The sequence below is a fragment of the Rhizobium sp. S163 genome (assembly GCF_030380805.1).
Lineage (GTDB): Bacteria > Pseudomonadota > Alphaproteobacteria > Rhizobiales > Rhizobiaceae > Rhizobium.
Genome location: NZ_JAUDSA010000036.1, coordinates 321,967 through 344,581, shown reverse-complemented (window position 1 = coordinate 344,581; position 22,615 = coordinate 321,967). Strand labels below are relative to the sequence as shown.

General features: G+C 62.3%; 29 protein-coding genes. 18 read left to right on the top strand and 11 right to left on the bottom strand.

Annotated features, from left to right (window positions below):
* Nucleotides 1-9 precede the first annotated feature (9 nt).
* The 4 genes from tolQ to ybgC form a co-directional block, all read right to left on the bottom strand.
* Entirely contained in the window at nucleotides 10-729 is a 720-nt protein-coding gene (gene tolQ, locus QTL96_RS26780) for a protein TolQ (protein WP_026283222.1), read from the bottom strand.
* A gap of 428 nt (nucleotides 730-1,157) precedes the next feature.
* Nucleotides 1,158-1,526 carry a type II toxin-antitoxin system MqsA family antitoxin gene (locus tag QTL96_RS26775; protein WP_289729834.1) on the bottom strand — a complete coding sequence of 123 codons (369 nt, stop codon included), beginning with the start codon at nucleotides 1,524-1,526 and terminating at the stop codon, nucleotides 1,158-1,160.
* A gap of 35 nt (nucleotides 1,527-1,561) precedes the next feature.
* Nucleotides 1,562-1,870 carry a type II toxin-antitoxin system MqsR family toxin gene (locus QTL96_RS26770; RefSeq protein WP_289729833.1) on the bottom strand — a complete coding sequence of 103 codons (309 nt, stop codon included), beginning with the start codon at nucleotides 1,868-1,870 and terminating at the stop codon, nucleotides 1,562-1,564.
* Nucleotides 1,871-1,929: 59 nt separating this feature from the next.
* Entirely contained in the window at nucleotides 1,930-2,388 is a 459-nt protein-coding gene (gene ybgC, locus QTL96_RS26765) for a tol-pal system-associated acyl-CoA thioesterase (RefSeq protein ID WP_289729832.1), read from the bottom strand.
* 119 nt (nucleotides 2,389-2,507) lie between these two features.
* Here ybgC and QTL96_RS26760 point away from each other — a divergent pair, with 119 nt between their 5' ends.
* The 6 genes from QTL96_RS26760 (at nucleotide 2,508) to QTL96_RS26735 (ending at nucleotide 8,159) form a co-directional block, all read left to right on the top strand.
* Nucleotides 2,508-3,728, top strand: coding sequence for an NAD-dependent epimerase/dehydratase family protein (locus QTL96_RS26760; RefSeq protein ID WP_289729831.1), 1,221 nt, complete (start codon nucleotides 2,508-2,510; stop codon nucleotides 3,726-3,728).
* Between the two features lie 274 nt (nucleotides 3,729-4,002).
* Nucleotides 4,003-4,821, top strand: a complete 819-nt coding sequence (locus QTL96_RS26755) for a glycosyltransferase (protein ID WP_289729830.1) — start codon at nucleotides 4,003-4,005, stop codon at nucleotides 4,819-4,821.
* Complete coding sequence (locus QTL96_RS26750; RefSeq protein ID WP_047509342.1) at nucleotides 4,818-5,708, top strand: NAD(P)-dependent oxidoreductase; 891 nt, start codon at nucleotides 4,818-4,820, stop codon at nucleotides 5,706-5,708. Before QTL96_RS26755 ends, QTL96_RS26750 begins: the two co-directional genes overlap by 4 nt.
* Before the next feature lie 78 nt (nucleotides 5,709-5,786).
* The gene (locus QTL96_RS26745; RefSeq protein WP_289729829.1) at nucleotides 5,787-6,374 is read left to right on the top strand and encodes a 5-formyltetrahydrofolate cyclo-ligase; all 588 of its coding nucleotides are present in this window, start codon (nucleotides 5,787-5,789) and stop codon (nucleotides 6,372-6,374) included.
* Nucleotides 6,375-6,376: 2 nt separating this feature from the next.
* Nucleotides 6,377-7,201 (top strand): TIGR00282 family metallophosphoesterase, encoded by an 825-nt coding sequence (locus QTL96_RS26740; RefSeq protein ID WP_026283224.1) that lies wholly within the window; start codon nucleotides 6,377-6,379, stop codon nucleotides 7,199-7,201.
* A gap of 112 nt (nucleotides 7,202-7,313) precedes the next feature.
* Entirely contained in the window at nucleotides 7,314-8,159 is an 846-nt protein-coding gene (locus tag QTL96_RS26735; protein ID WP_289729828.1) for an MBL fold metallo-hydrolase, read from the top strand.
* A gap of 18 nt (nucleotides 8,160-8,177) precedes the next feature.
* Here QTL96_RS26735 and QTL96_RS26730 read toward each other — a convergent pair whose 3' ends face one another.
* The 3 genes from QTL96_RS26730 to QTL96_RS26720 all read right to left on the bottom strand — a co-directional run bounded on the left by QTL96_RS26730 (nucleotide 8,178) and on the right by QTL96_RS26720 (nucleotide 9,518).
* Complete coding sequence (locus tag QTL96_RS26730) at nucleotides 8,178-8,585, bottom strand: transcriptional regulator (RefSeq protein WP_113008773.1); 408 nt, start codon at nucleotides 8,583-8,585, stop codon at nucleotides 8,178-8,180.
* 4 nt (nucleotides 8,586-8,589) lie between these two features.
* Nucleotides 8,590-8,877: a type II toxin-antitoxin system HigB family toxin gene (locus QTL96_RS26725; RefSeq protein WP_112822997.1), complete on the bottom strand. Its 288-nt coding sequence runs from the start codon at nucleotides 8,875-8,877 to the stop codon at nucleotides 8,590-8,592.
* A gap of 137 nt (nucleotides 8,878-9,014) precedes the next feature.
* Complete coding sequence (locus tag QTL96_RS26720) at nucleotides 9,015-9,518, bottom strand: pyridoxamine 5'-phosphate oxidase family protein (protein WP_018899635.1); 504 nt, start codon at nucleotides 9,516-9,518, stop codon at nucleotides 9,015-9,017.
* A 114-nt stretch (nucleotides 9,519-9,632) separates the two neighbouring features.
* Here QTL96_RS26720 and QTL96_RS26715 point away from each other — a divergent pair, with 114 nt between their 5' ends.
* From QTL96_RS26715 to QTL96_RS26700, 4 genes are all read left to right on the top strand, one after another.
* On the top strand, nucleotides 9,633-10,076 hold the full coding sequence (locus QTL96_RS26715; protein ID WP_289729827.1) for a DUF6636 domain-containing protein: 444 nt from the start codon (nucleotides 9,633-9,635) through the stop codon (nucleotides 10,074-10,076).
* Between the two features lie 112 nt (nucleotides 10,077-10,188).
* Complete coding sequence (locus tag QTL96_RS26710; protein ID WP_018899637.1) at nucleotides 10,189-10,935, top strand: YebC/PmpR family DNA-binding transcriptional regulator; 747 nt, start codon at nucleotides 10,189-10,191, stop codon at nucleotides 10,933-10,935.
* Between the two features lie 236 nt (nucleotides 10,936-11,171).
* Nucleotides 11,172-11,678: an invasion associated locus B family protein gene (locus tag QTL96_RS26705; protein ID WP_112980030.1), complete on the top strand. Its 507-nt coding sequence runs from the start codon at nucleotides 11,172-11,174 to the stop codon at nucleotides 11,676-11,678.
* 45 nt (nucleotides 11,679-11,723) lie between these two features.
* The gene (locus tag QTL96_RS26700; RefSeq protein ID WP_289729826.1) at nucleotides 11,724-12,341 is read left to right on the top strand and encodes an SH3 domain-containing protein; all 618 of its coding nucleotides are present in this window, start codon (nucleotides 11,724-11,726) and stop codon (nucleotides 12,339-12,341) included.
* Between the two features lie 44 nt (nucleotides 12,342-12,385).
* On the opposite strand, the gene QTL96_RS26695 is transcribed toward QTL96_RS26700, so the two are convergent.
* The 4 genes from QTL96_RS26695 to QTL96_RS26680 form a co-directional block, all read right to left on the bottom strand.
* Complete coding sequence (locus QTL96_RS26695) at nucleotides 12,386-13,381, bottom strand: LLM class flavin-dependent oxidoreductase (RefSeq protein ID WP_289729825.1); 996 nt, start codon at nucleotides 13,379-13,381, stop codon at nucleotides 12,386-12,388.
* 126 nt (nucleotides 13,382-13,507) lie between these two features.
* Entirely contained in the window at nucleotides 13,508-14,386 is an 879-nt protein-coding gene (locus QTL96_RS26690) for an aldo/keto reductase family oxidoreductase (RefSeq protein ID WP_289729824.1), read from the bottom strand.
* 111 nt (nucleotides 14,387-14,497) lie between these two features.
* A complete protein-coding gene (locus QTL96_RS26685; RefSeq protein WP_289729859.1) occupies nucleotides 14,498-15,700 on the bottom strand; it encodes a TCR/Tet family MFS transporter in 1,203 nt (400 codons plus the stop codon).
* 413 nt (nucleotides 15,701-16,113) lie between these two features.
* The gene (locus QTL96_RS26680) at nucleotides 16,114-18,426 is read right to left on the bottom strand and encodes a methyl-accepting chemotaxis protein (RefSeq protein ID WP_289729823.1); all 2,313 of its coding nucleotides are present in this window, start codon (nucleotides 18,424-18,426) and stop codon (nucleotides 16,114-16,116) included.
* A 242-nt stretch (nucleotides 18,427-18,668) separates the two neighbouring features.
* On the opposite strand from QTL96_RS26680, the gene ruvC reads away from it, so the two are divergent.
* The 8 genes from ruvC (at nucleotide 18,669) to QTL96_RS26640 (ending at nucleotide 22,596) form a co-directional block, all read left to right on the top strand.
* Nucleotides 18,669-19,181 carry a crossover junction endodeoxyribonuclease RuvC gene (gene ruvC / locus QTL96_RS26675; protein ID WP_111563306.1) on the top strand — a complete coding sequence of 171 codons (513 nt, stop codon included), beginning with the start codon at nucleotides 18,669-18,671 and terminating at the stop codon, nucleotides 19,179-19,181.
* A gap of 54 nt (nucleotides 19,182-19,235) precedes the next feature.
* Nucleotides 19,236-19,499, top strand: coding sequence for an AbrB/MazE/SpoVT family DNA-binding domain-containing protein (locus tag QTL96_RS26670; protein WP_018899646.1), 264 nt, complete (start codon nucleotides 19,236-19,238; stop codon nucleotides 19,497-19,499).
* A complete protein-coding gene (locus QTL96_RS26665; protein WP_112534084.1) occupies nucleotides 19,480-19,899 on the top strand; it encodes a type II toxin-antitoxin system VapC family toxin in 420 nt (139 codons plus the stop codon). The genes QTL96_RS26670 and QTL96_RS26665 overlap by 20 nt, the downstream gene beginning before the upstream one ends.
* A gap of 25 nt (nucleotides 19,900-19,924) precedes the next feature.
* A complete protein-coding gene (gene ruvA, locus QTL96_RS26660; protein ID WP_112944919.1) occupies nucleotides 19,925-20,542 on the top strand; it encodes a Holliday junction branch migration protein RuvA in 618 nt (205 codons plus the stop codon).
* Between the two features lie 67 nt (nucleotides 20,543-20,609).
* A complete protein-coding gene (locus QTL96_RS26655; RefSeq protein WP_289729822.1) occupies nucleotides 20,610-20,888 on the top strand; it encodes an AbrB/MazE/SpoVT family DNA-binding domain-containing protein in 279 nt (92 codons plus the stop codon).
* Complete coding sequence (locus QTL96_RS26650) at nucleotides 20,885-21,292, top strand: PIN domain-containing protein (protein ID WP_289729821.1); 408 nt, start codon at nucleotides 20,885-20,887, stop codon at nucleotides 21,290-21,292. Before QTL96_RS26655 ends, QTL96_RS26650 begins: the two co-directional genes overlap by 4 nt.
* Nucleotides 21,289-22,329: a Holliday junction branch migration DNA helicase RuvB gene (gene ruvB, locus QTL96_RS26645; protein WP_018899653.1), complete on the top strand. Its 1,041-nt coding sequence runs from the start codon at nucleotides 21,289-21,291 to the stop codon at nucleotides 22,327-22,329. The genes QTL96_RS26650 and ruvB overlap by 4 nt, the downstream gene beginning before the upstream one ends.
* A gap of 48 nt (nucleotides 22,330-22,377) precedes the next feature.
* A complete protein-coding gene (locus tag QTL96_RS26640) occupies nucleotides 22,378-22,596 on the top strand; it encodes a DUF2945 domain-containing protein (RefSeq protein WP_113008782.1) in 219 nt (72 codons plus the stop codon).
* The last annotated feature ends 19 nt before the right edge of the window (nucleotides 22,597-22,615 follow it).

Genomic DNA, 22,615 nt, shown 5'->3' with positions numbered 1-22,615 from the left:
TCCGTCGGATTACTGCGCGGCCTGACGCGGCTGCAGCTTCTCGTCGATTTGGCGCGAAAGAATGGCGGAGAATTCATCCGCGAAGCCTTCCATGCGCGCCGAGAGCTTGCCCGCATCGGCGGAGAACTTGTTGTAGGCGATAACCGCCGGGATAGCGGCCACGAGGCCGATGGCGGTTGCGAGCAGCGCTTCGGCGATACCCGGCGCAACGACGGCGAGGTTGGTCGACTTCGAACCGGCGATCGCCTGGAACGAGGTCATGATACCGACGACGGTACCGAACAGACCGATGAACGGGCCGGCAGAGCCGATCGTTGCCAGCGAGCCGAGACGGGCGGAAAGCCCTTCGGATTCGCGAGCAAGCGTCACGTCCATGGCGCGATCGATACGCATCTGCAGGCCGATCGGCGAACGTGCGCCGCGCTCGAACGACTTCTTCCATTCGCGCATGGCGGCGACGAAGATCGAGGCGAGGCCCGTGTTGTTACGCTCCGACAGCGAGCGGTAGAGTTCTTCCAGCGACTGGCCCGACCAGAATACCTGCTCGAACTTGTCGAACTGTCGGCGGGCGCGGCCGAAGGCCAGATATTTGTCGATGACGATCGCCCAGGTCCAGACGGACGCTGCGATAAGACCGAGCATAACGAGCTTGACGACGAGGCCAGCCTGCATGAAGAGCGACCAGAGACTGACGTCCGTGTGAGCCGCTGCCAATCCTACTTGTTCCATTGATCCAAAATCCCCGAATCCAAACGCCCGGCGCTTGACCGGGCGGCACAAAGTGATCTCGCAAGATATGTCTGGCTGCCGCCGCCCAAAGCCCTGGTCAAGCTTCCAAGCTCTTATCCGCCTTCCTTGCCGTCAAATTTGGTCAAAGGAAGGCGTGCACCGCACAAACTCTGACAATCCGAGTAAGACACTATTATCGTTAATAGTTCGTTAGCGCCGGATCATAAAAGGCTGACTATTGGCGTTAGGATGATCCCTTGGAATACTTGGCCAGATCTCCGATCGATGACCAAAACCGCACAAACCTTGCGCGCGGCAATTCCTTCACATGAAAGTCATGTTTTTGCAAGGGCTGGTTGGCCATATCCGCGCATGGCGGCAATGCGGTAACGGAAGGGCTCTTCCCGAATGCCGTTTAGCAGGACGCATCACGCCCGCTTCAGCTCCTTGATCGCACCGGGATCACGATCGAGCAGACGGAAGAGATTGACGACAGCAGGCGTCGGCATGACCTTTCCGGTCTCGTAGCGCGAAAAGGCGTTGTGCCCCCCACCCGTCAGCTCGGACGCTTCAACCTGATTGATCCGGAGTTTCTTGCGGATGCGACGCAACTCGCTGCCGAGCGCTTTGCGGGCCTCGAGCACCAAGGCGTCGCCGGCCGCCGCGTAACGCTCGGCGCTTTCATGATCATATTCGATCTCGCCGCAGGCGCCGCACCGAAAGCCGGACAGGCCCTCCACATCAACTTTCATATCCCGAAAGACGACCTGATGTGTTTCATTGGCAAAGGGCGCCATCTCGCGCTCCGCCTCGCAGCAAACACACAGCTTGGTCATGAACCCAACTCCTTGAACTGTATCACCGGCGCGCCATCGGCCCGGAGCGTCACCTTCACATAGGCCATGCCGGCCGGCGTATCTGCATGGTAGACGTCCTGCCATACGGAACTGTCGGCGTATGTGGTCATCGACTTGTAGAGATCTTTTCTCTTCAGGCAGCAGATCACATCGATCATCTCCGAGATCGTCAGGCCCATCGCTCTGCCGCCGTCGATCGCGGTCTTGGTGAAGGCTGCAGCGCGGCGGGCTCTCACCACCACGACAATCGCCGCAAGATCGTAATGCGCCGTCCGTTTCTCCATACCCAATATTACCCTTTGAGGGTAAAAATTCAAGGATGGCGCCGGACGTTTGATTTAAATTAGATCTCGATCATCATCTGCTTCGCCAACACCTCCGGCAGCCGCCGAGGCCGCCCGCTGGCATTGATGACGGCGATGATCACCTTGGCGGCGATGAGCAGCGTGTCGTCGCGGCGGATCTCCTGCGCGAGCACCATCTTGGCGCCGCCGGCCTTTTCGGTGCGCGTCGTCACCGTCAGGATATCGTCCATGCGCGCCGGCGACTTGAAGTCGATCTCCATGCGATGGACGACGAAGACCAGCCCCTCTTCATCGGCGGTGATCAGCTCGCGCTGCTCGACACCGAGGCAGCGCAGATAGTCGGTGCGGCCGCGCTCGAGGAAGTGCAGATAGCGGGCGTGATAGACCAGACCGGAGAAGTCGGTGTCCTCGTAATAGACCCGCTGCAGCAGGCGATGGCCCGCTTCCGTCAGTTCGCCCGAGATCGAATGAGAGATCGAATGCACACCGTCCGCCATAATTTTCTCCAAAGTCGCGCGCCCTCTTTGGCTGAAGACATTCCGCCTTGCAAGCATTGAACAATTGTCACGCTTTCTAAGTAATCCTCGATAGCCAAGGCCAACAAGGAGACGACACAATGAAGATTGCGGTGATGGGCGGAGATGGATTTATCGGCTGGCCAACATCATTGCATCTATCGGACGCCGGCCACGATATTCACATCCTCGACAACCTCTCGAGACGCTGGATCGACACCGAACTCGGCGTCCAGTCGCTCACCCCGATGGACTCGATCCAGGAGCGCACCCGCATCTGGCACTCCGAGACCGGCCGCCGCATCCACTTCAACCTGATCGATCTCGCGAGGGATTACGAGCTCTTGAAAAAATGGCTCGCCGAAAACCGGCCTGACGCGATCATCCACTTCGCCGAGCAGCGCGCCGCGCCCTATTCGATGAAGAGCGACCGCCACAAGAACTACACGGTCAACAACAACATCAACGCCACGCACAATCTCCTGAACGCGCTGGTCGAACTGCAGCTCGACGCGCATCTGATCCACCTGGGCACCATGGGCGTCTACGGCTATTCGACGGTCGGCGCCGCCATCCCCGAGGGGTATCTCCCCGTCGGCATCGAGACGACGAGCGGCGAGACGGTGAGCCAGGAAATCCTCTACCCCGCCAATCCCGGCTCGATCTACCACATGACCAAGTGCCTGGATCAGACGCTCTTCCATTTCTACGCCAAGAACGACGGCCTCCGGATCACCGATCTGCACCAGGGTATCGTCTGGGGCACCCACACCGAGCAGACACGCCGCCACGATCAGCTGGTGAACCGTTTCGACTATGACGGCGACTACGGCACCGTTCTGAACCGCTTCCTGATCCAGGCGGCGATCGGCTATCCGCTGACCGTCCACGGCACCGGCGGCCAGACCCGCGCCTTCATCCATATCCAGGATTCCGTGCGCTGCATCGAACTGGCCTTAAAGAACCCGCCGACGCGCGGTGCTCGTGTCGAGATCTTCAACCAGATGACCGAAACCCACCGCGTCCGCGACCTCGCCGAGATGATTGCAAAGTTGACCGGCGCCGAGATCGCCTGGCTGCCCAATCCGCGCAAGGAAGCCCCGGAAAACGAGCTGATCGTGAAGAACGACAAGTTCCGCAACCTCGGCCTCGATCCGATCACGCTGAAGACGGGGCTGATGGGCGAGATCGTCGACGTCGCGAAGAAATTCGCCTACCGCGTCGATCGCAGCCGCGTACCGGCGGTGTCGGCATGGACGCGGGATATCGCGCCGACGATCAACCACGATCCCGAGGGCAAGCGATTGAAGTCGGTGTCGTGAGGGAGGGTGGATATCGAAAGCGCCGAGTCCGAAGCCCCCTCATCCGCCTGCCGGCACCTTCTCCCCGTTGGGGAGAAGAGACTCGTGGCGCGCGCTCGACCTCGTCTAACCTCACCGTTCCTGCGATAGGACAGAACGCCCACCACCTGCCGCTTCTCCCCAACGGGGAGAAGTGCCGGAGCGCCAGCGAGGCGATGAGGGGGACAAGGCTCGCCGAGTGGCCTGAGCGGCAAGCGAAGGCCAACATCACAGTCCACCCCGAGACCTATCAGCAATGACCTCCCCCAACGCCTACATCACTCTCGTCACCAACGCCGACTACGCCATGGGCGCCACAGCGCTCGCCCGCTCGCTGCGCATGACCCACACCACCGCCGACATCGTCGTCCTCCACACCGGTGGCGTCACCGGCGCGGACCTCGCGCCCCTCAGCACCCTCGGCTGCCGCCTCCTCCCGGTCGAGCACCTGCCGCTGTCGGACGCCTTCAACGAGCGCCACGCACGCGGCAAGCTCCACGCCGCAGCTCCCTTCACCAAGGGCCGCAAGCCGCTGTTCCACTCGCCGCTCGACAATTTCTGCAAGCTCCGCCTCTGGCAACTGACCGAATACGCGACCTGCGTCTTCATCGACGCCGACGCCATCGTGCTGCGCAATATAGACCGGCTCTTCGCCTACCCCGAATTCTCCGCTGCCCCGAATGTCTACGAATCGCTCGCCGATTTTCACCGCATGAACTCCGGCGTCTTCGTCGCGAAGCCCTCGAAGGATACATTCAGCGCCATGCTGGAGCGGCTCGACCAGCCGGAAATCCTGTGGAAACGCACTGACCAGACCTTCCTGCAGACGTTTTTCCCGGAATGGCATGGTCTACCGGTCTATTTCAACATGCTACAATATGTCTGGTTTACCATGCCTGCGCTTTGGGACTGGAACAGTATTTCCGTCCTGCATTACCAGTATGAAAAGCCATGGGAAACAGATCATCCGAAGGCGGAAAGCCTGAGGCCGCTGATCGACCTGTGGCAGGCATTCTACACGGGCAAGGACGTGCCGGACATATCGGCCATGGCCAATCCGAAAGGGGCAGCATGAAGGTACTGGTATCGGGTGGAACAGGACTTGTCGGTCGCTATATCGTCGAGGAACTGCTTGCAGCCGGATATTCGGTCATCATCGGTGGCCGCCATGCGCCGCTGCCGCGCGCCTTCTCCCGCCCCGTCGATTTCGCGCCGCTGTCGCTCGATCCGGAGAAGGACCATATCGAGGCCTTCGACGACGCCTATTTCTTCGTGCACGCCGCCTTCCACCACGCGCCCGGCAAATATCGCGGCGGCGAAGGCGACGATCCCGAGACCTTCAAGCGCTTCAATCTCGACGGCACCGTGCGCCTGTTCGAGGCCGCCAAGCGCGCCGGCACGCGCCGCTGCATCTTCATCTCCAGCCGTGCCGCCTATGGCGAGCATCCACCGGGAACGACGCTGACGGAGGCGACACAGGAAAAGCCGGAAACGCTCTACGGCCAGACCAAGCTCGACGCCGAACGCAGCCTGGCACATCTGGCCGCCCCCGGCTTCGCCACCGCCAGCCTGCGCCTCACCGGCGTCTACGGCAACCTGCGCCCCAACAAATGGGACAAGCTGTTCGGCGACTATCTGAGCGGCCGACCGATCCCCGCGCGGGCCGGCACCGAAGTGCACGGCCAGGATGTCGGCAAGGCCGTGCGCGTCATGCTCGAGGCCGATGCCGGTCGCATCTCGGGCGAGACCTTCAACGTCTCCGATCTCGCGCTCGACACCTGGGACATCCTCGAGCCTATCCGCTGGGAGCACGATTGCGCCAACCGCCTGCCTGTCGCCGCCGACAAATCGCTGCTGACGCCGATGGACACGACCAAGCTGCAGGCTCTCGGCTGGCAGCCGGGCGGACTGCCGCTCTTCGAGGAAACCATTCACGCGCTCGCGACACAGCCGGCGGCCTGACACCCGAACGTCGCATTCCCGCGTTGCTTTTGCATACGCGCGTTTTATTGTCGCCGCCGAACGAGCAAGGCGAACACCATGAACGCAAGAGACATCAAGGCCGGCATGCGCGCCGAAAGGCTGGCGCTGAGAGATGCCATTCCCGTGGAGACTAGGGCCGCGATGAGCCTAGCCATGGCCGAACACGCCGGCGAAGCGATCGCCTTTGCACCCGGCACGATCATCTCCGGCTTCCTGCCGATCCGCTCGGAAGCGGACCTTCGCCCGCTGATGGCCCGGCTTCGCGCACGCGGCGCCCGGCTGTGCGTCCCCGCCATTCTCGACCGCCAGACCATCGTCTTCCGTGAACTCGTGGATGGTGCACCACTGGTCTCGACAGGCTTCGGCACGTCTGGCCCCGGCCCCGACGCACCGGTTCTCGACCCCGAGATCCTGCTGGTGCCGCTTTCCGCCTTCGACAGACGCGGCCACCGGATCGGCTATGGCGCGGGCCATTATGACCGCGCGATCGACCGTTTGAGGCAAAAAGGCATGCATCCGAAACTCATCGGCATTGCATTCGACTGCCAGGAAGTGGCACATGTGCCCGACGAGCCGCACGATGTAAGCCTGGATGCCATCCTGACAGAAAGCGGCCTGCGCTTTTTTGCCTCTTGGATTGGATAGCAATGCGACTGCTTTTTTTGGGTGACATGGTCGGCAAGACGGGACGCACGGCGGTGTGGGATCGCCTCCCCGGCCTGATATCGGACCTGAAGCTCGACTTCGTCGTCGTCAACGGTGAAAACGCCGCCGGCGGCTTCGGCATCACCGAGGACATCTTTCTCGAGACCATCAATGCCGGCGCCGACGTGGTGACGACGGGCAACCACGTCTGGGACCAGAAGGAAGCCGTCGCTTTCGCCGGCCGCAACGACCAGTTCCTGCGCCCCGCCAACTATCCGCAAGGCACGCCCGGCCGCGGCTCCGGCCTGTTCTACGCCCGCAACGGCGCCCGCGTTCTGGTTGCCAACGTCATGGGTCGCGTCTTCATGCATCCGGAGCTCGACGACCCCTTCAAGGCGGCTGAAACCATTCTCGACGCCTGCCCGTTGAAGGAGCAGGCCGATGCGATCATCTTCGATTTCCACGCGGAAGCCACCAGCGAGAAGCAGTGCTTCGGCCACTTCGTCGATGGCCGCGCCTCCTTCGTTGTCGGCACCCACACGCATGTGCCCACCGCCGACCACCAGATCCTGAACGGCGGCACCGCCTATCTCTCCGATGCCGGCATGTGCGGCGACTATGACAGTTCGCTCGGCATGGACAAGGAAGAACCGCTGAACCGCTTCATCTCGAAGATGCCGAAGGGCCGCATGGAGGCCGCCACCGGCCCCGCCACCATCTGCGGCGTCGGCGTCGAGATCTCGGATGCGACGGGCCTCGCGGAAAAGATCGCGCCGCTACGCCTCGGCCCGAGACTGTCGGAAACCATCCCGGAATTCTGGCGCTGAACCGGCATCTGTCTGCCATGACGTAAAAGTGAGCATCGCGGTCCGGATTTGATCTGGACCGCTGCCGACCCTTGCCGCATCCTTTTGCCAGTGAAAGCGCTGGGGACGTGGCATGAAGCTGCATTTTCTTGTCTTCGCAATGACCACCCTCTCCGGCCTGCTGCCGGGCTGGCTGGGTTCTGACGCCGCGCAGGCGCAGGAAGCGCGCCGCAACGTCAGCCAATGCCAGGCGATCGCGCAATCCATTCCCAAGGCCACTTTTGCAAGCTTCTCCGGCGCCGTCCCGATCGCGGGCGCGGCGGACAACGAAACGGTGACGCTAACCTATATCGGTCACTCGACCTTCCTGATCGAAACGCCCGGCGGCGTCAGCATCGCCACGGACTACAGCGGTTGGTACACGCCGCCGCGTATGCCGATGGTGGCGACGATGAACCGCGCCCACTCCTCGCACTACACGCTGACCCCGGATCCCTCGATCAAATATGTGCTGCACGGCTGGAGCGACGTGCCGGGAGAGAAAGCGAAGATCGATTTGACGGTCGGCGACACCTACATCCGCAACGTCACCACAGATATCAGGGGCGGCTATGGCGCGCCGCAGGCCGACGGCAACTCCATCTTCATCTTCGAGGTCGCAGGCCTCTGCATCGGCCATCTCGGCCATCTGCACTACGAACTGACCGATGCCCACTACACGGAGATCGGCCGGCTCGACATCGTCATGGTCCCCGTCGACGGCGGGTTGACCATGGGCGCCGACAGCATGAGCCGCATCATCAAGCGCCTGCGCTCCTCGCTGGTGCTACCGATGCACCAGCCACGCCCGCTCGCCAACTTCCTCTCGATGTTCGGCCCCGACTTCGACGTCGTCTACGCCTCGGGCAACAGCATCGACGTCTCGATGCGCACGCTGCCGAAGAAGCCGCAGATCTATGTGGCGAAGGGGATGCAGTAAGAGGGGTTCCTACGTCACTCAAAGCGACAAAAACACCGCAGCCGGGATCGAAAACCGCTCGCTCAAAGCTCGCGCCTGTCTGACATTGATCTGCCGCTTTCCGTTCAGGATCTCGGACACGACCGACTGAGCCCCCACCTCCGGCAAATCGGATTGTCCAAGACCGCGCTCCTCCATGACGTATCGCAACACATCGGCGCCCGTCACCTCAGGCATCGGACGGTTCTCTTCGTCATAGGCTTCGATAAGATCGCCCATCCGCGACGCCAGCAACGCGAGCGGATGATCCTCGTCATCACCGACCTCGGCAAGGATTTCGTCGAGTTGGCCGACAAGACGATCATACTCCGCCTCATTCGTCGGCATGGCGAGAAGCGGCGCCACATGCGCCCAATGCTCGCTTACCAGCTTCACCAGCGCGCTCATTGTCCTAACCTTTCCACTTTCCCTTGTCGTATCCGGCATGATCCAGGATCTGCTGAATATAGACCTTCTTGAATCTGTATTGCACCATTGCGATAAGCCGCAGCTTGTTTCCGCCGATGTCAAAGACGTGAAGCTGACCGACTTTGTCGGTTGCCGGAAACAGCGATTTCATCGCGGCGAAATCGACAGGCTCCGAGCCCTTCATCAGCCGATACCAAGTATCAAGAGCATTGGCCGCATGCGGCCATCGCTCCTTCGCCTCCCAGATCTTTCTCTGCGTGATGACGTGCATGGGCCATGACCGTATATCGCAATTTGCTATGCCACCTTAGCGCGGATGATCGCCCATAGCAAGTTGCTATATTCGCAACAAAAAAGCCCAGGAGCCAAAGCTCCCGGGCCTCGATCGACCTCGCTACACGACCTAACTCAAGCAAACTGCAGATGCTGTCGCACGCCGACATCGGGCATCTTGTCCTCGTCGAGATTGGCCTTGGCGATTTCCCAGCCGAATTTCAACTTGCTGCCGGTCGACACCCAGATTTCGGCGTCATCGACATGCATGGCGAGCATCGTCAGTTTCGGGTCCTTCTTGCCGTCCTCGTACCAGGCGGCCACGACCGAGTTCCAGTATTCCTCGATCTTGGAGGCATCCTGGCGAACCTCGATCTTGCCGGCGAGGCAGGCGTGGTAGTCGTGATCCTTGCCGACCACGCAAAAATGCGCGCGCGTTCCGGGCTTGATCGCCCGCACGATCTCCGCGTCCGACTTGGTGTAGAACCAGATGGTGTTGGTCTTGGGATCGGCGTTCGGCGCCATGGGCTGCATGTGCATGTCGGCGCCATCGACGCCGAGCATGCCGGCATGAATGTCGTTGACCTGATCCCAGAGCTGGCGTGCCGGGTGTTCCCGTGCCTCGTTGAAACTAGCCATAGCGCTTCCTTCCGTTTCGAATGGTCCGTGTTTGAAACGTCATCTCGCGGGCTTTGTTCCCCAAAGTGAAAACAGATGCTACGCTCCAGATATCGTGGGGATATGGGGATCGTCATGCGCATAGCGGCACTGGTCACGCTGGGCTTCGCCTCGGCATTGTCTCTGGCATCGGCCTTGCCCGCCGACGCCGCCGACCGCAGCTTCATGCCCGACGAGAACGGCCAGATCGTCTTCGTCACCCCATCCAGAAACATCGGCTGCACCTATATCCCGAAAGGCGGAACTGAGATGTACAAGCCCGATGACGGTGGCCCCGAGCTCGGCTGCGACCGCATCGCGCCGAAATACGTGCGGCTGATCCTGTCGGCCTCCGGCAAGGCCTTCATCTTCGAGATGGAGGGCGACACCGCCTGCTGCGACGATGTCAACGTGCTCAACTATGGCGATCGCTGGAAGGCGGGACCGTTTACATGCATGTCCGATGAGAGCGGCCTCACCTGCCGCCGCAAGGACGGACACGGCTTCTTCGCGAGCCGCAACAAATACACCGTCGATTGACGCCGCGCCCCGGCGTCGCGGCCATCCGGCACGCCTGTTTTCCCTTGAACACGCCCCGTTTCACTCTTATAAGGCGGCCCATTCCCAACAATAAGACGTGAACAGGGGTGCCATGGCTGGCCATTCACAGTTTAAAAACATCATGCATCGCAAGGGCCGTCAGGATGCCGTGCGGTCGAAAATGTTCTCCAAGCTCGCGCGCGAAATCACCGTTGCCGCCAAGGCCGGTCTGCCCGACCCGACGATGAACGCCCGCCTGCGCCTGGCGATCCAGAACGCCAAGGCCCAGTCGATGCCGAAGGACAACATCGACCGCGCCATCAAGAAGGCTGCCGGCGCCGACGGCGAGAACTACGATGAAGTGCGCTACGAAGGCTACGGCCCCGGCGGCACCGCGATCATCGTCGAAGCGCTGACCGACAACCGCAACCGCACCGCTTCCAACGTCCGCTCGATCTTCACCAAGGCCGGCGGCGCATTGGGCGAAACCGGCTCGGTATCCTTCTCCTTCGACCATGTCGGCGAGATCACCTACAAGCTCTCTGCCGGCGATGCCGACAAGATGATGGAAGCGGCGATCGAAGCCGGCGCCGACGACGTCGAGACCGACGAGGAAGGCCACTACATCACCTGCGGTTTCGAAGCTCTCGGCGAAGTCGCCAAGGCGCTCGAAGCCTCGCTCGGCGAAGCTGAAACCGTCAAGGCCGTCTGGCGCGCCCAGAACAACGTGCCTGTCGACGAAGAGCGCGCCCAGTCGCTGCTGAAGCTGATCGACAGCCTCGAGGACGACGACGACGTGCAGAACGTCTATTCGAACTTCGAAGTTTCGGAAGAAGTTCTGGCCAAGCTCTCGGCCTGATCGCTTCCGATCGCAATCTGAAAAAAACCGGCCCCGGAAACGCGGCCGGTTTTTTGTTGTCCACAGGTCTATCCGCGTGAACCCTCACATACTGGCCTCAAGCGGTAACACGTCCGTGAACACGGGGTGTTTGTTAAGGCCTCGGTAACCCTGGCCGCTTTGAATGCCGCCCATTCGCTCCAGCCGGTCTGCCTCAAGGCCAGCCTCATTTACTTCTCTCGGCGGGAAAACGACCCATGAAAAGACTATCCCTTTCGCTCTCCATCGCACTTGCAGGCACGCTCGCAGGCGCGATCACCGCTCATGCGCAGCCATCCATGGTCAAGCAGTTCGACGATTGGGGTGTCTATTCCTACGACCGCTCGGGCAAGACGGTGTGCTATATTCTGACAGTGCCGAAGACCATGCAGCCCGCAGCCGTCGATCATGGCCGCAACTATTTCGTGGTCGGCCGCGCGCCGGGCCGTGGCACCAATTACGAGCCGCAGGCAATCATGGGCTACGATCTGAAACCCGGCTCGCGTGCCAAGGTGGAGATCGGCGGCAAGGAATTCACCATGTTCACCAAGGGCTCGTCCGCCTGGGTGCTGGAAGAGACCAAGGAGCCTGATCTGATCGACTCCATGCGCGGCGGCAGCGACATGACCGTCGACGCCGTCTCGCGCCGCGGCACCGCCACCAGCTACACCTACTCGCTGAACGGCGTCACCGCCGCGCTGAAGCGCATGGCACAGTGCAACTGAGCCGATCGCAATGCGTAAGACAAAACTGACCAAGCGCATCTCGGCATGAGGCGCGCTCGAAAGGACGGCGCCCGCGTGCCGTCCCCTGCCCGCCTTGCTCGCGGCTGGAAGCGCACGGCGGCGATCTGCCTTGCCGGCATGGCACTGGCCTGCACCTCGATCGCCGCCAATCCGCTGCTGTCACAGCCCGCACCCGTCGCGGCCAAGGCCGACAATGGCCCCAAAGGCCGCGAGACCGGGCTGAAGGTTCCTCGCTTCGTGTCGCTGCGGTCGCGTGAGGCCCGCATGCGCGTCGGCCCCTCGCTCGATTACGGCATCGCCTGGATTTACCGCGTTCCCGGACTGCCGCTGGAGATCACCGCCGAATACGGCAACTGGCGCCAGGTGCGCGACAGCGACGGCGTCTCCGGCTGGATGCACCGCGCACTTCTGTCGAGCAACCGCACCGCCATCGTGGGACCGTGGCTATCGACGCACGTGCCCCTTCGCGACGGAGCGAGCAGTTCGTCCCGCAAGCTGGCGTCGCTGACCCCTCGCGTTCGGGTCGCGATCAGCGATTGCGACGGCAGCTGGTGCAAGGTGGATGTGACCGGCCATGACCTCGAAGGCTTCGTCAGGCAATCCGCGCTCTGGGGCGTCTATCCCAACGAGACGATCAAGTAGAGGTTCAGGCCGTCAGGCGGCGGCCTGCATCACCCTCGCTGCCGTCAGGCAGCAGCCTGCATCAGTGTGTTGAGCCCGGCGAACAGCTCGACCGACTTCAGCCGCGCCTCGATATCGTGGATCGGCATGGAGATGATCAGCTCGTCGGCCTGCGTATCGCGCAGGAATTCCGCGAGCTTCGCCTCCGCCGTCTTCTGTGATCCGACCACGGCATAGCGCAGCGTGTGCTCGACCGTCATCTTCTCCATCGGAGACCAGAAGCTCTCCATATCCTGGAGCGGCTTCGGGAACTGGCCGCGCACGTTGCGGCGCAGGTTCACGAACTGCTGCTGCGCCGAGGTGAAGTGATACGCGGCCTCCTCGTCGGTCTCCGCCACCGATCCCATGACGCCGACCATCGCATAGGGCTTGTCGAGCACGGCCGATGGCTGGAACCGGTCGCGATAGATATCCAGCGCCTCCATCAGCGAATCTGGCGCGAAGTGCGAGGCGAACGCGTAGGGAAGCCCGAGCATGCCGGCGAGCTGCGCGCTGTAGAGGCTGGAGCCGAGCAGCCAGATCGGCACGTTGCTGTTCATGCCCGGCACCGAGAGGATCGCCTGGTTCTCGACCGGCGCGCCGAGCAGCTGCTGCAATTCGACGACATCGTTGGGGAAGCTGCTGGCATCGAGATTGCGGCGCAACGCCTGCGCCGTGCGCATGTCAGTCCCTGGCGCCCGCCCGAGCCCGAGATCGACACGACCCGGAAACAAGGCCTCCAGCGTGCCGAACTGCTCGGCAATCACCAGCGGCGCATGGTTCGGCAGCATGATGCCGCCTGAGCCGATCCTGATCCTTTTCGTAGCAGCCCCGACATGGCCGATGACCACGGCGGTGGCGGCACTGGCGATACCCGGCATGCCGTGGTGCTCGGCCAGCCAGAAGCGGTTATAGCCGAACGCCTCGGCCCGCTGCGCCATCCGCGCCGAACTCTCCAGCGACTGCCTGATGGTGCTGCCTTCGGCAACGGGGGAGAGATCGAGGATCGAGAAGGGAACCATGGCGCGGCCTGTCGGTGGTTGAATTGGACACCCTATGTAGGTAGCCACCCGGCCGGACCAAAGCTTTCACCGCGAAAAAGGCCCGCGCGCTTTAACCCGCGCGGGCCAGTCATCGAGTTGGAGCGATCAACCAGCCTTTGCCGATGCGATACCGTCAAGCTTGGCGACGGCATCGGCGGGCAGCACGAGATCGGCGACCGCGAGGTTTTCCCGCAGATGCCCGCGCGACGAGGTGCCGGGGATCAGCAGGATGTTCGGCGCGCGCTGCAGCAGCCATGCCAGCGCCACCTGCAACGGGGATGCTCCCAGCTCGGCCGCGACATCCGACAGCGTCGAGGACTGCAGCGGCGAGAAGCCGCCGAGCGGGAAGAAGGGCACATAGGCCGTCCCCTCGCCCGCAAGCTTTTCGATCAGCGCATCGTCGCCGCGATGGGCGAGATTGTACTGGTTCTGCACGCAAACGATCTCGGCGATCTTGCGCCCATCGGCGATCTGCTTGGCGGTAACGTTGGAGAGGCCGATATGCTTGACGAGGCCCTGGCGCTGCAGATCCGCAAGCACGGTCAGCGGCTCTTCCAGCGATCCCTCGGCAGGGCCATGCACGTCGAACATGGCGCGCAGGTTGACCACCTCGATCGCATCGAGGCCGAGGTTCTTGAGGTTGTCGTGCACCGCCTGCGTCAGCGCCTCCTTCGAGAAGGCCGGGTTCCAGGACGCATCCGCCCCGCGCACCGCCCCGATCTTGGTGACGATCACGAGGTCGTCCTTATAGGGATGCAGCGCTTCCTTGATGATCTGGTTGGTGACGTGCGGGCCGTAGAAATCGCTGGTGTCGATGTGATCGACACCGCTCTCGACGGCCTCGCGCAGCACCGCCACCGCTTCCGCGCGATCTCTCGGCGGCCCGAAGACGCCCTTGCCGGCGAGCTGCATCGCGCCGTAGCCGAGCCGTTTGACGGTGCGGTTGCCGAGTTTGAATGTTCCGGACTTTTCAAGATTGGACATGATCTTTCTCCGTTTCGATCAAGACGAGAAATAGGTCAGTCTGGTTCCATCGATAAGCCAAGACAATCCGCACGGGCTGTTCGGAATTTCGGACAGTGAGTTGATGTCCGCTCACGGTGAAGACGGAACAGGAACCGCCCCGGGCTTGCCGAACCGCAATCCACAGACGAGCGGCACGCTCACCGCGTGGACGACGATGACCGACAGCCAGATCGCGCCCGGCCATTGCGCTCTGACGAGAAAATAGATGCTGGAAAAGCCGAGCGGCGTGACGATCGAGGCAAGGCTCACCGCCGACGACAACACACCCTGGAACCGCCCCTGCTGGCTCTCGTCGACCTGCCGCGTCGCCAGCGATTGCAGCGCCGGAACGCCGATGCCGCCCAGCGCAAAGAGCGGCATGATCGCGAAGATCATCCATCCCCGCGTGGCAAACGCCATGACGACCAGCGAGAGACAAGCGCTGGCGACGCCGGTGAGGATGGCGCCTCGTTCGCCGAGCAGCTTGACGGCGGGCCCCGGAAGGAAGGCCTGGGCCAGCGTCTGGCAGACACCGAAGGCGCCGAGCGAAAGGCCGACCCAAAGACCGTTCCACTGGAAGCTGTCCGCGCCCCAAAGCGCCCAGCAGGTACCATAAACCTCGCCCGTGGCGCTGAAGACGAAGAAGATGAGGACGATGGGCAGCAGGCTCTTCATGGAAAAGAGCCAATAGAGCGGCCGCAGCGGGTTCAATGCAGCAAGATCGATCTTCTCCCGACTCGGCTTGCGCGATTCCGGAAGCATGAGGAAAGCGAGAATCAGGTTGCAGCCGTTGAGCACCGCTGCCGCGATGAAGGGCAGCCGCAGCCAATAATCGCCGAGCGCGCCGCCGAGCACCGGGCCGACGATGAAGCCGGCCCCGAACATCGCATTGATGAGACCGAAGCGGCGGGCGCGTTTGTCCTCGGGCGATATGTCGGTGATGTAAGCGGACGCGACGGAGACATTGGCACTGGTGAGCCCGGCGATGGCGCGGCCGAGAAGCAGCATCCAGAGGCTGGGTGCGAAGGCGAGGAACAGATAGTTGATGGCCGCACCGCCAAGCGAGATCAAAAGCACCGGCCGCCGCCCGAGCCGGTCGCTGAGCGAGCCGAGCACAGGGGCGAAGATGAACTGCATCGTCGCATAGAGCGCGGTCATGATGCCGATGGTGGAGGCGACGTTGTCGGTGTGGGTGACGTCCTTGAGCAGCGCGGGAAGAATGGGAAAGATAAGCCCGATGCCGACGGCATCGAGAACGATGGCAGTGAAGATGACGAGAAGTGGTCTGGTCATGGATGGTGTGGTCATGGCGTGTTCCGATCGGACGCAAGCGCACGAGCGCACGCGGCGCCGATGGCTCACGATAGGGCCTGACGAGGCAGGCGATTGATGTTTGGGAACGCTGGCCGATCAATGCCTGAGGCGGCATGGATGGCGTGTGCTTGACCGCATGGACGACAATTCGTCCACCTATTTTACTCCGCCACTGAGCGGATCAAGGAAAGCGGTCGCTTTTCGCGATGCGCTTATTTACGCCAATCGCGCGCTTGCGGCAAGTGGCGTACTCGTGGCTTCCGCCGGACGACTGACTGCCCCGGCGCAGAACATTCGCGATGGAGCTAATTTCGCCCCCAGACGGACCTTACGCATACGTAGATCCGTCACCGCCGCTTCAAGTGTGAGAAGCGGCGGCCTCGATGCGAGTCTTACCCACGCCGCCTCAACACATGCACCTCTGCGCTGTGCTGATGCTCACCCTGCGCCAACGTGAAATTGGCGAGCTGGCGATCCATCTCCACGGCCTCTGTGGCAAGCAAGTGGATGGCGGCCGTGCTTTCCTCGACCATCGCCGCGTTCTGCTGCGTCATCTGATCGAGCTCGGCGACGGCGCTGTTGATCTGGCGCAGCGTCTCTGCTTCCTCGCGGGTGGCATCCATGATCTCGCTGATCTGGCCGTTGATCGCCTCGACATGGCCGCCGATACCCGTCAGCGCCACGCCGGCCCGCTCGACCAGCGATACGCCGGCCTCAACCTCATGCGTGGACTTCTGCAGCAGATGCGAGATCTCCTTGGCCGCACCCGACGAACGCTGAGCAAGCTCGCGCACTTCCTGCGCCACGACCGCAAAGCCCTTGCCGGCCTCGCCGGCGCGTGCCGCCTCGACGCCGGCGTTCAGCGCCAACAGATTGGTCTGGAAGGCAATGGAATCGATGACCGAGATGATCGAATTGATCTGCCGCGACGATGCCTGGATCGCCTCCATGGCCGCGATCGTGTCGCGCATGATCTGGCCGGAACCCGATGTCTCGCGCTTGGCATCGCGGGCGATCCGCTCGGCCTCTTCGGCGCGCGCGAGCTGCGAGCGGACCGACTGGGTGATCGCGTCGATGGCGCTTGCCGTCTCGGTGATCGACGCCGCCTGCCGCTCGGTGCGGCCGGCAAGATCGTCCGAGCCGGCGCGCATCTCTTCCGAGCCCGCGCGCACCGCCGCCGAATTGCCGCCGATCGCCGTCATCGTGTCGCTGAGCGTCGCCAGCGCCTGGTTGAAATTGTGGCGCAATCCCTCGAGCTCGTTGGGGAAGCGGCGATCGATCTGATAGGCGAGATCGCCGTTCGCCAGATGCAGCAAACCTTCGTCGATGGCCTCGACCACCTCCTGCAGCGTCTTCGCCTCCGCCTCGCGCTCGGCCATGTGCTGCTGGCGGTCGCGGTCGGCGCGTTCGCGCGTTTCGGCGCTGGCCGCTTCCAGCGTGCGGCTGTCGATAAGCGACTGCTTGAAGCGGGCGAGCGCCTTGGCCATCGTGCCGATCTCGTCGTGGCGGTTCTGGCTGCCGATCTCGACCTCGAGATCGCCATCGGCCACAGCGCGAGTGACGCCGGCAAGCTTGGCGAGCGGCGAAAACAGCATCTTGGTGATGATCCCGGTGGCAACCGCCATGACCACGAGCACGCCGCAGCCGATCATCGTCAACAACATCGCGATTTCAAGCGAACCGGCATTGATCTCGCTGAGCCGCATGCTCTCGACCACCAAATAGCGCGCACCCTGATAATCGACGGGCTTCACATAGGCGCGCGCGGCGCCATCGGCGCGGCTGAAGTCGTTGACCGACATCGCCGGATTGGCAAACGCGTCTTTAAGGAAGGTGAAAGGCGCGGTATCGAGCGTCGCCAGCCGGCCGGCTTCGTTGACCGTCACCGCCGATCCATCCTCGGAAACGATTGCCGCCTGCGCCGTGCTGCCGGCAACGATACCCTTGGAGAGGATGCTGGCGACGACATCGTCGCGCACCCTAAACAGCATCACGCCCTTCGGCTGGCCGAGCTTGACGACAGGCACGGCGTAGAAGATTGCCGATGCACCGTTCGCATCCACCCGCAGGCCGGAGAAGCCGGCAGGCGCGCCATCGTCGGTGGCCTTGGCGGTGTTTTCGATCGCCTTGGCAAAGGCAAGGCCGGCGCCGGTCGATTTCCACGCATCCGACTTCAGGTTCTCGGCGAAATCGTCGTTCTTCTTGTAGGAATAGAGCACGAAACCATCGAGATCGGCGATCAGGAGATCGCTGAACGGTGTGTTCTGCAGATCGCGCGCGACTTCGCCCTGGGTCTTTTCATGGTTGGAATAATAGAAGCCGCTCGGCGCATCCGGCTTCACCAGCTTCTCGCGCTCGCCGGCCGGGTTTGGATTGTCGGTGATGAACACCTTCTTGAGCTCGGCGCGGACATCGCCAGAGGTCTTCTCGATAGTCTTCCAGCCGCTCTTCAGGCTGGTGATCGACATCTGCAGCGCCTCGATGCGGGCGATCGAATTGGCCTGGTTTTCAAGCTGCGCCAGCTGATCATGCAGCATGTCGCCGCGAAAGATCAGCACGCTCTCCTTGGCCTTCAGCGCCTGCTCGCCGGAAATGCGACTGCTGGCGAAATAGGCGAGACAGTTGATGGCGGCGATCGACAGCGCCGTCAGCAGAATGAAAGTAGCAATGACCTTGAAGGACAGCGACTGGAATCTCTGAACCATGAAAAACTCGAACCCCTTCCGGAACGGCTGATACCGACGGGGCTGGCGCCCCACAGGCAGGCCTGAAAACAGAACACGGGGAGCCTTCGCCCGAGAAAGCTGGCTCCTCTCATCTCTTGTGGATCAAAAGTTACCGAGGGAATTTAAATTCCCGTAAATGAGGCCTGACAAAAACACCGAGATGTTTTTGTTTTGTTCACATATCGATGGCAGTTATCGCTGATCTGCAATAGGATTACCGCATGCAAAGCGCGATTCGTATCATCGGCATCGACCCCGGCCTGCGCCGCACCGGCTGGGGCGTCATCGAGACGCTCGGCAATTCCTTGCGCTTCGTCGCCTCGGGAACGGTGACGTCCGATGGCGACATGGACCTCGCATCACGCCTCTGCCAGCTGCATGATGGCCTTGCCGACGTGGTCCACAGCCACCAACCGGACGAAGCCGCCGTCGAGCAGACCTTCGTCAACAAGGACGCCGTCGCCACGCTGAAGCTCGGCCAGGCCCGCGGCATCGCCATGCTGGTCCCCGCCCGCGCTGGCCTGCAAGTCTCGGAATACGCGCCGAATGCGGTGAAGAAAGCCGTCATCGGCGTCGGCCACGCCGAGAAGAAGCAGATCCACATGATGCTGAAGATCCTGATGCCGAAGGCCGAGTTCAAGGGCGACGACGCCGCCGATGCACTCGCCATCGCCATCTGCCACGCCCACAACCGCGGCGGCGCCCGCATGCGCATGGCAGCGCTCGCCGGCTAGCTTGTTCTTGACTTGTTCTCATTTCGTGGTAAGTAATACCTGAGAGGTATTACCATGCGTGTAACCGAAAAAGGCCAGGTGACGATCCCCAAGGAGATCCGCGACCGATTGAACATCGGCCCGGGGTCGGAGGTGGATTTTGTCGCGGACGAGAAAGGCGCTCGGCTTGTGGTCGTCGCCGAAGGCAAATCCACATCGGACGAAGAATTCGCGACGTGGCTGAAAAGCGTTTCGGGTACGTTCGACACGCTCGGCATGACCACCGACGAGTATATGGAATGGCTGAGGGGGCCGCGCGATGACCTCGGTCCTCGTTGATACCAACGTCTTCATCGATGTTTTTGGGCCGGAAACGCAGTTCAAGGAATGGTCGTCGGAGATGATTTTGAGGCTGCGCCCGCAAGCGCAGTTCATTCTCACGCCGATAGTCTGGGCCGAATTGGCAAGCATGGCGCCGAGTGAGGATCAGCTCATGTTCATGCTGGCACGGCTTAATCTGGTGCGCGAAGCGGTACCCTTTCCTGCAGCCTATCAGGCTGGAATGGCCCACATCGCCTACCGCCGCGCCGGCGGCGCGCGCGAACGCACCCTGCCCGATTTCCTGATCGGCGCGCATGCATCCGTTCGCTCCCATCGTCTGCTCACCCGCGATCCCGGACGCTACCGGGCGTACTTCCCAGCACTCGACCTCATCACGCCCGAAACCCATCCCATCTGAACTCTTAACCGGCGGACCACCAAACATGATCGGCAAGCTCAAAGGCACCATCGACGAAATCGGCGACGACTATGTGCTCGTCGACGTGCACGGCGTCTGCTACGTCGCCCATTGCTCGGCGCGCACCCTGTCGCGCATCGGCTCGGTGGGCGAAGCCTGCATTCTCTTCATCGAGACCTATGTGCGCGAAGACCAATTGAAGCTCTTCGGCTTCATGACCGCGCTTGAGCGTGAATGGTTCAACCTGTTGCAGAGCGTCCAGGGCGTCGGCGCCAAGGTGGCACTAGCGGTGCTCTCGACGCTGACCCCGGGCGAACTCGCCAACGCCATCGCCCTGCAGGACAAGACGTCGATCTCCCGCGCCAACGGCGTCGGCCCCAAGGTCGCAGTCCGCATCGTCACCGAACTGAAGAACAAAGCCCCCGCCTTCGCCGGCGAGGCATCCGCCAATATCGGCCTGAAGCAGGAACTCGGCGAAGGCGTCGCCTCCGCCCCTGTCGCCGACGCCGTCTCGGCCCTCACCAACCTCGGCTACAGCAGAGACCAGGCCGCCAACGCGGTTGCCGCCGCGATGAAGACGGCGGGAGAAGGCGCTGACAGCGCCAAGCTGATCCGGCTGGGGCTGAAGGAGTTGTCGCGGTAAGCGCGATTGCCAGGGCGACCGCGCCTTACTATTATGCAAACGTAAGGCGGAGCAACGGAGCGAGATCATGGGCTTCAACATCACGATCACATCAAAGGGACAGATGACGATCCCCAAGGACCTGCGCGATCAGCTGAACGTCAAGGCCGGCGACAAGTGTTATGCCTGGGTCCGAAACGGCGAACTCATCATGGTCCCCCGCAACAAGCCGCTCAGCGAGCTTGCAGGCATCCTCGGCAAGCCGCCGATTGATGCGCCGCTGTCCCAAGAAGGTATCGATGAGGCAATCATGGACGCTGCCGTCGAGCGCTATGCAAATGCGATTGGAAAGAGTGAGCGCGAATGACCGCACGCTTCGGCATCGACACGAACGTGCTCTTGCGCGTCGCCATGGCTGATGACGCCAGGCAAGCCGATGCCGTGGCGGCTCTGCTCGGTCGCCTGGAGGCGGACGATGTCCTCTTCGTCAATGTCTCCGTCGTTCTGGAAGCCTATTGGGTTTTGAACCGCATGTATCGCTATCCGAGAGAGCGTATTCTCGATTTCATCCAGGCGGTCCTCGAACGACGAGAATTCGAGGTCGCCGCCTACGAAGCCGTGGGCAATGCCGTCTACCTTTGCCGAACCGCCAATGTCGATTTCGCCGATGTGCTGCTCAGTGAAATGAACCGGCTCGACGGCTGCGCCAAAACCTTTACCTTCGACCGCAAGGCCGCCCGCAAAATTCCCGGAATGGAACTTCTCGCATGACCGACACCGCCCGCCTCATTACCCCGGAAAAACGCGGCGAGGATTTCGACGCGACGTTGCGGCCGCAGTCGCTCGACGAGTTCACCGGCCAAGCCGAGGCCCGCGCCAATCTGAAAATCTTCATCGAGGCCGCGAAGAACCGTGGCGAGGCGCTCGATCACGTCCTCTTCGTCGGCCCCCCCGGTCTCGGCAAGACGACGCTGGCGCAGATCATGGCCAAGGAACTCGGCGTCAACTTCCGCTCGACTTCAGGCCCGGTCATCGCCAAGGCGGGCGATCTTGCGGCGCTGCTGACCAATCTCGAGGAGCGCGACGTGCTCTTCATCGACGAAATCCATCGCCTGAGCCCCGCCGTCGAGGAAATTCTCTATCCCGCGATGGAGGACTTCCAGCTCGACCTCATCATCGGCGAAGGCCCTGCCGCCCGCTCGGTGAAGATCGACCTGTCGAAGTTCACGCTGGTCGCCGCCACCACCCGCCTCGGCCTTTTGACGACGCCGTTGCGAGACCGCTTCGGCATCCCGGTGCGGCTCTCCTTCTACACCGTCGACGAACTGGAGCTGATCGTGCGCCGCGGCGCCCGGCTGATGAACCTGCCGATGACCGACGAAGGCGCACGCGAGATCGCCCGTCGCGCCCGCGGCACCCCCCGCATCGCCGGCCGTCTGCTGCGCCGCGTCCGCGATTTCGCCGAGGTTGCCCGGGCCGAAGCCGTCACACGCGAGATCGCCGACGAGGCGCTGACCCGGCTCTTGGTCGACAATCTCGGCCTCGACCAGCTCGACAAGCGCTATCTCAACATGATCGCGGTGAATTTCGGCGGCGGCCCCGTCGGCATCGAGACGATCGCCGCCGGGCTTTCTGAGCCACGCGACGCCATCGAGGATATCATCGAGCCCTACATGATCCAGCAGGGCTTCATCCAGCGCACCCCGCGCGGCCGCGTCTTGACCGCCACCGCCTGGAAGCACCTCGGCATGCAGCCGCCGAAGGATCTCGAAGCAGCCCAGTTCCGCCTGTTCCAGCAGGACGATTGAGGAACCCCTACCCCGCTTCGCGCATTGGCATCTCGAAAGGAGATGGTCATGCGCAAGTACCGCATCGGCACTGGTGTCGAATGGAAATGGGGCAAGGGAACCGGGACCGGCAAGATCAAGGAGAGCTTCACCGACGACGTCGAGCGTACGATCGAAGGTGCGGTCATCAAGCGGAAGGCGAGCAGGGAAGAGCCGGCCTATCTGATCGAGCAGGAAGACGGCGGCAAAGTCCTGAAGAGCCATTCCGAGCTGAAGAAATCCGGCTGACGGCAGCCTAAAGGCCTGC

Bases quoted from the DNA above. Each gene is read 5' to 3' on its own strand.
- tolQ (WP_026283222.1), bottom strand. From the start codon at position 729: ATGGAACAAGTAGGATTGGCAGCGGCTCACACGGACGTCAGTCTCTGG.
- QTL96_RS26775 (WP_289729834.1), bottom strand. From the start codon at position 1,526: ATGGCGCCCTTTGCCAATGAAACACATCAGGTCGTCTTTCGGGATATG.
- QTL96_RS26770 (WP_289729833.1), bottom strand. From the start codon at position 1,870: ATGGAGAAACGGACGGCGCATTACGATCTTGCGGCGATTGTCGTGGTG.
- ybgC (WP_289729832.1), bottom strand. From the start codon at position 2,388: ATGGCGGACGGTGTGCATTCGATCTCTCATTCGATCTCGGGCGAACTG.
- QTL96_RS26760 (WP_289729831.1), top strand. From the start codon at position 2,508: ATGAAGATTGCGGTGATGGGCGGAGATGGATTTATCGGCTGGCCAACA.
- QTL96_RS26755 (WP_289729830.1), top strand. From the start codon at position 4,003: ATGACCTCCCCCAACGCCTACATCACTCTCGTCACCAACGCCGACTAC.
- QTL96_RS26750 (WP_047509342.1), top strand. From the start codon at position 4,818: ATGAAGGTACTGGTATCGGGTGGAACAGGACTTGTCGGTCGCTATATC.
- QTL96_RS26745 (WP_289729829.1), top strand. From the start codon at position 5,787: ATGAACGCAAGAGACATCAAGGCCGGCATGCGCGCCGAAAGGCTGGCG.
- QTL96_RS26740 (WP_026283224.1), top strand. From the start codon at position 6,377: ATGCGACTGCTTTTTTTGGGTGACATGGTCGGCAAGACGGGACGCACG.
- QTL96_RS26735 (WP_289729828.1), top strand. From the start codon at position 7,314: ATGAAGCTGCATTTTCTTGTCTTCGCAATGACCACCCTCTCCGGCCTG.
- QTL96_RS26730 (WP_113008773.1), bottom strand. From the start codon at position 8,585: ATGAGCGCGCTGGTGAAGCTGGTAAGCGAGCATTGGGCGCATGTGGCG.
- QTL96_RS26725 (WP_112822997.1), bottom strand. From the start codon at position 8,877: ATGCACGTCATCACGCAGAGAAAGATCTGGGAGGCGAAGGAGCGATGG.
- QTL96_RS26720 (WP_018899635.1), bottom strand. From the start codon at position 9,518: ATGGCTAGTTTCAACGAGGCACGGGAACACCCGGCACGCCAGCTCTGG.
- QTL96_RS26715 (WP_289729827.1), top strand. From the start codon at position 9,633: ATGCGCATAGCGGCACTGGTCACGCTGGGCTTCGCCTCGGCATTGTCT.
- QTL96_RS26710 (WP_018899637.1), top strand. From the start codon at position 10,189: ATGGCTGGCCATTCACAGTTTAAAAACATCATGCATCGCAAGGGCCGT.
- QTL96_RS26705 (WP_112980030.1), top strand. From the start codon at position 11,172: ATGAAAAGACTATCCCTTTCGCTCTCCATCGCACTTGCAGGCACGCTC.
- QTL96_RS26700 (WP_289729826.1), top strand. From the start codon at position 11,724: ATGAGGCGCGCTCGAAAGGACGGCGCCCGCGTGCCGTCCCCTGCCCGC.
- QTL96_RS26695 (WP_289729825.1), bottom strand. From the start codon at position 13,381: ATGGTTCCCTTCTCGATCCTCGATCTCTCCCCCGTTGCCGAAGGCAGC.
- QTL96_RS26690 (WP_289729824.1), bottom strand. From the start codon at position 14,386: ATGTCCAATCTTGAAAAGTCCGGAACATTCAAACTCGGCAACCGCACC.
- QTL96_RS26685 (WP_289729859.1), bottom strand. From the start codon at position 15,700: ATGACCAGACCACTTCTCGTCATCTTCACTGCCATCGTTCTCGATGCC.
- QTL96_RS26680 (WP_289729823.1), bottom strand. From the start codon at position 18,426: ATGGTTCAGAGATTCCAGTCGCTGTCCTTCAAGGTCATTGCTACTTTC.
- ruvC (WP_111563306.1), top strand. From the start codon at position 18,669: ATGCAAAGCGCGATTCGTATCATCGGCATCGACCCCGGCCTGCGCCGC.
- QTL96_RS26670 (WP_018899646.1), top strand. From the start codon at position 19,236: ATGCGTGTAACCGAAAAAGGCCAGGTGACGATCCCCAAGGAGATCCGC.
- QTL96_RS26665 (WP_112534084.1), top strand. From the start codon at position 19,480: ATGACCTCGGTCCTCGTTGATACCAACGTCTTCATCGATGTTTTTGGG.
- ruvA (WP_112944919.1), top strand. From the start codon at position 19,925: ATGATCGGCAAGCTCAAAGGCACCATCGACGAAATCGGCGACGACTAT.
- QTL96_RS26655 (WP_289729822.1), top strand. From the start codon at position 20,610: ATGGGCTTCAACATCACGATCACATCAAAGGGACAGATGACGATCCCC.
- QTL96_RS26650 (WP_289729821.1), top strand. From the start codon at position 20,885: ATGACCGCACGCTTCGGCATCGACACGAACGTGCTCTTGCGCGTCGCC.
- ruvB (WP_018899653.1), top strand. From the start codon at position 21,289: ATGACCGACACCGCCCGCCTCATTACCCCGGAAAAACGCGGCGAGGAT.
- QTL96_RS26640 (WP_113008782.1), top strand. From the start codon at position 22,378: ATGCGCAAGTACCGCATCGGCACTGGTGTCGAATGGAAATGGGGCAAG.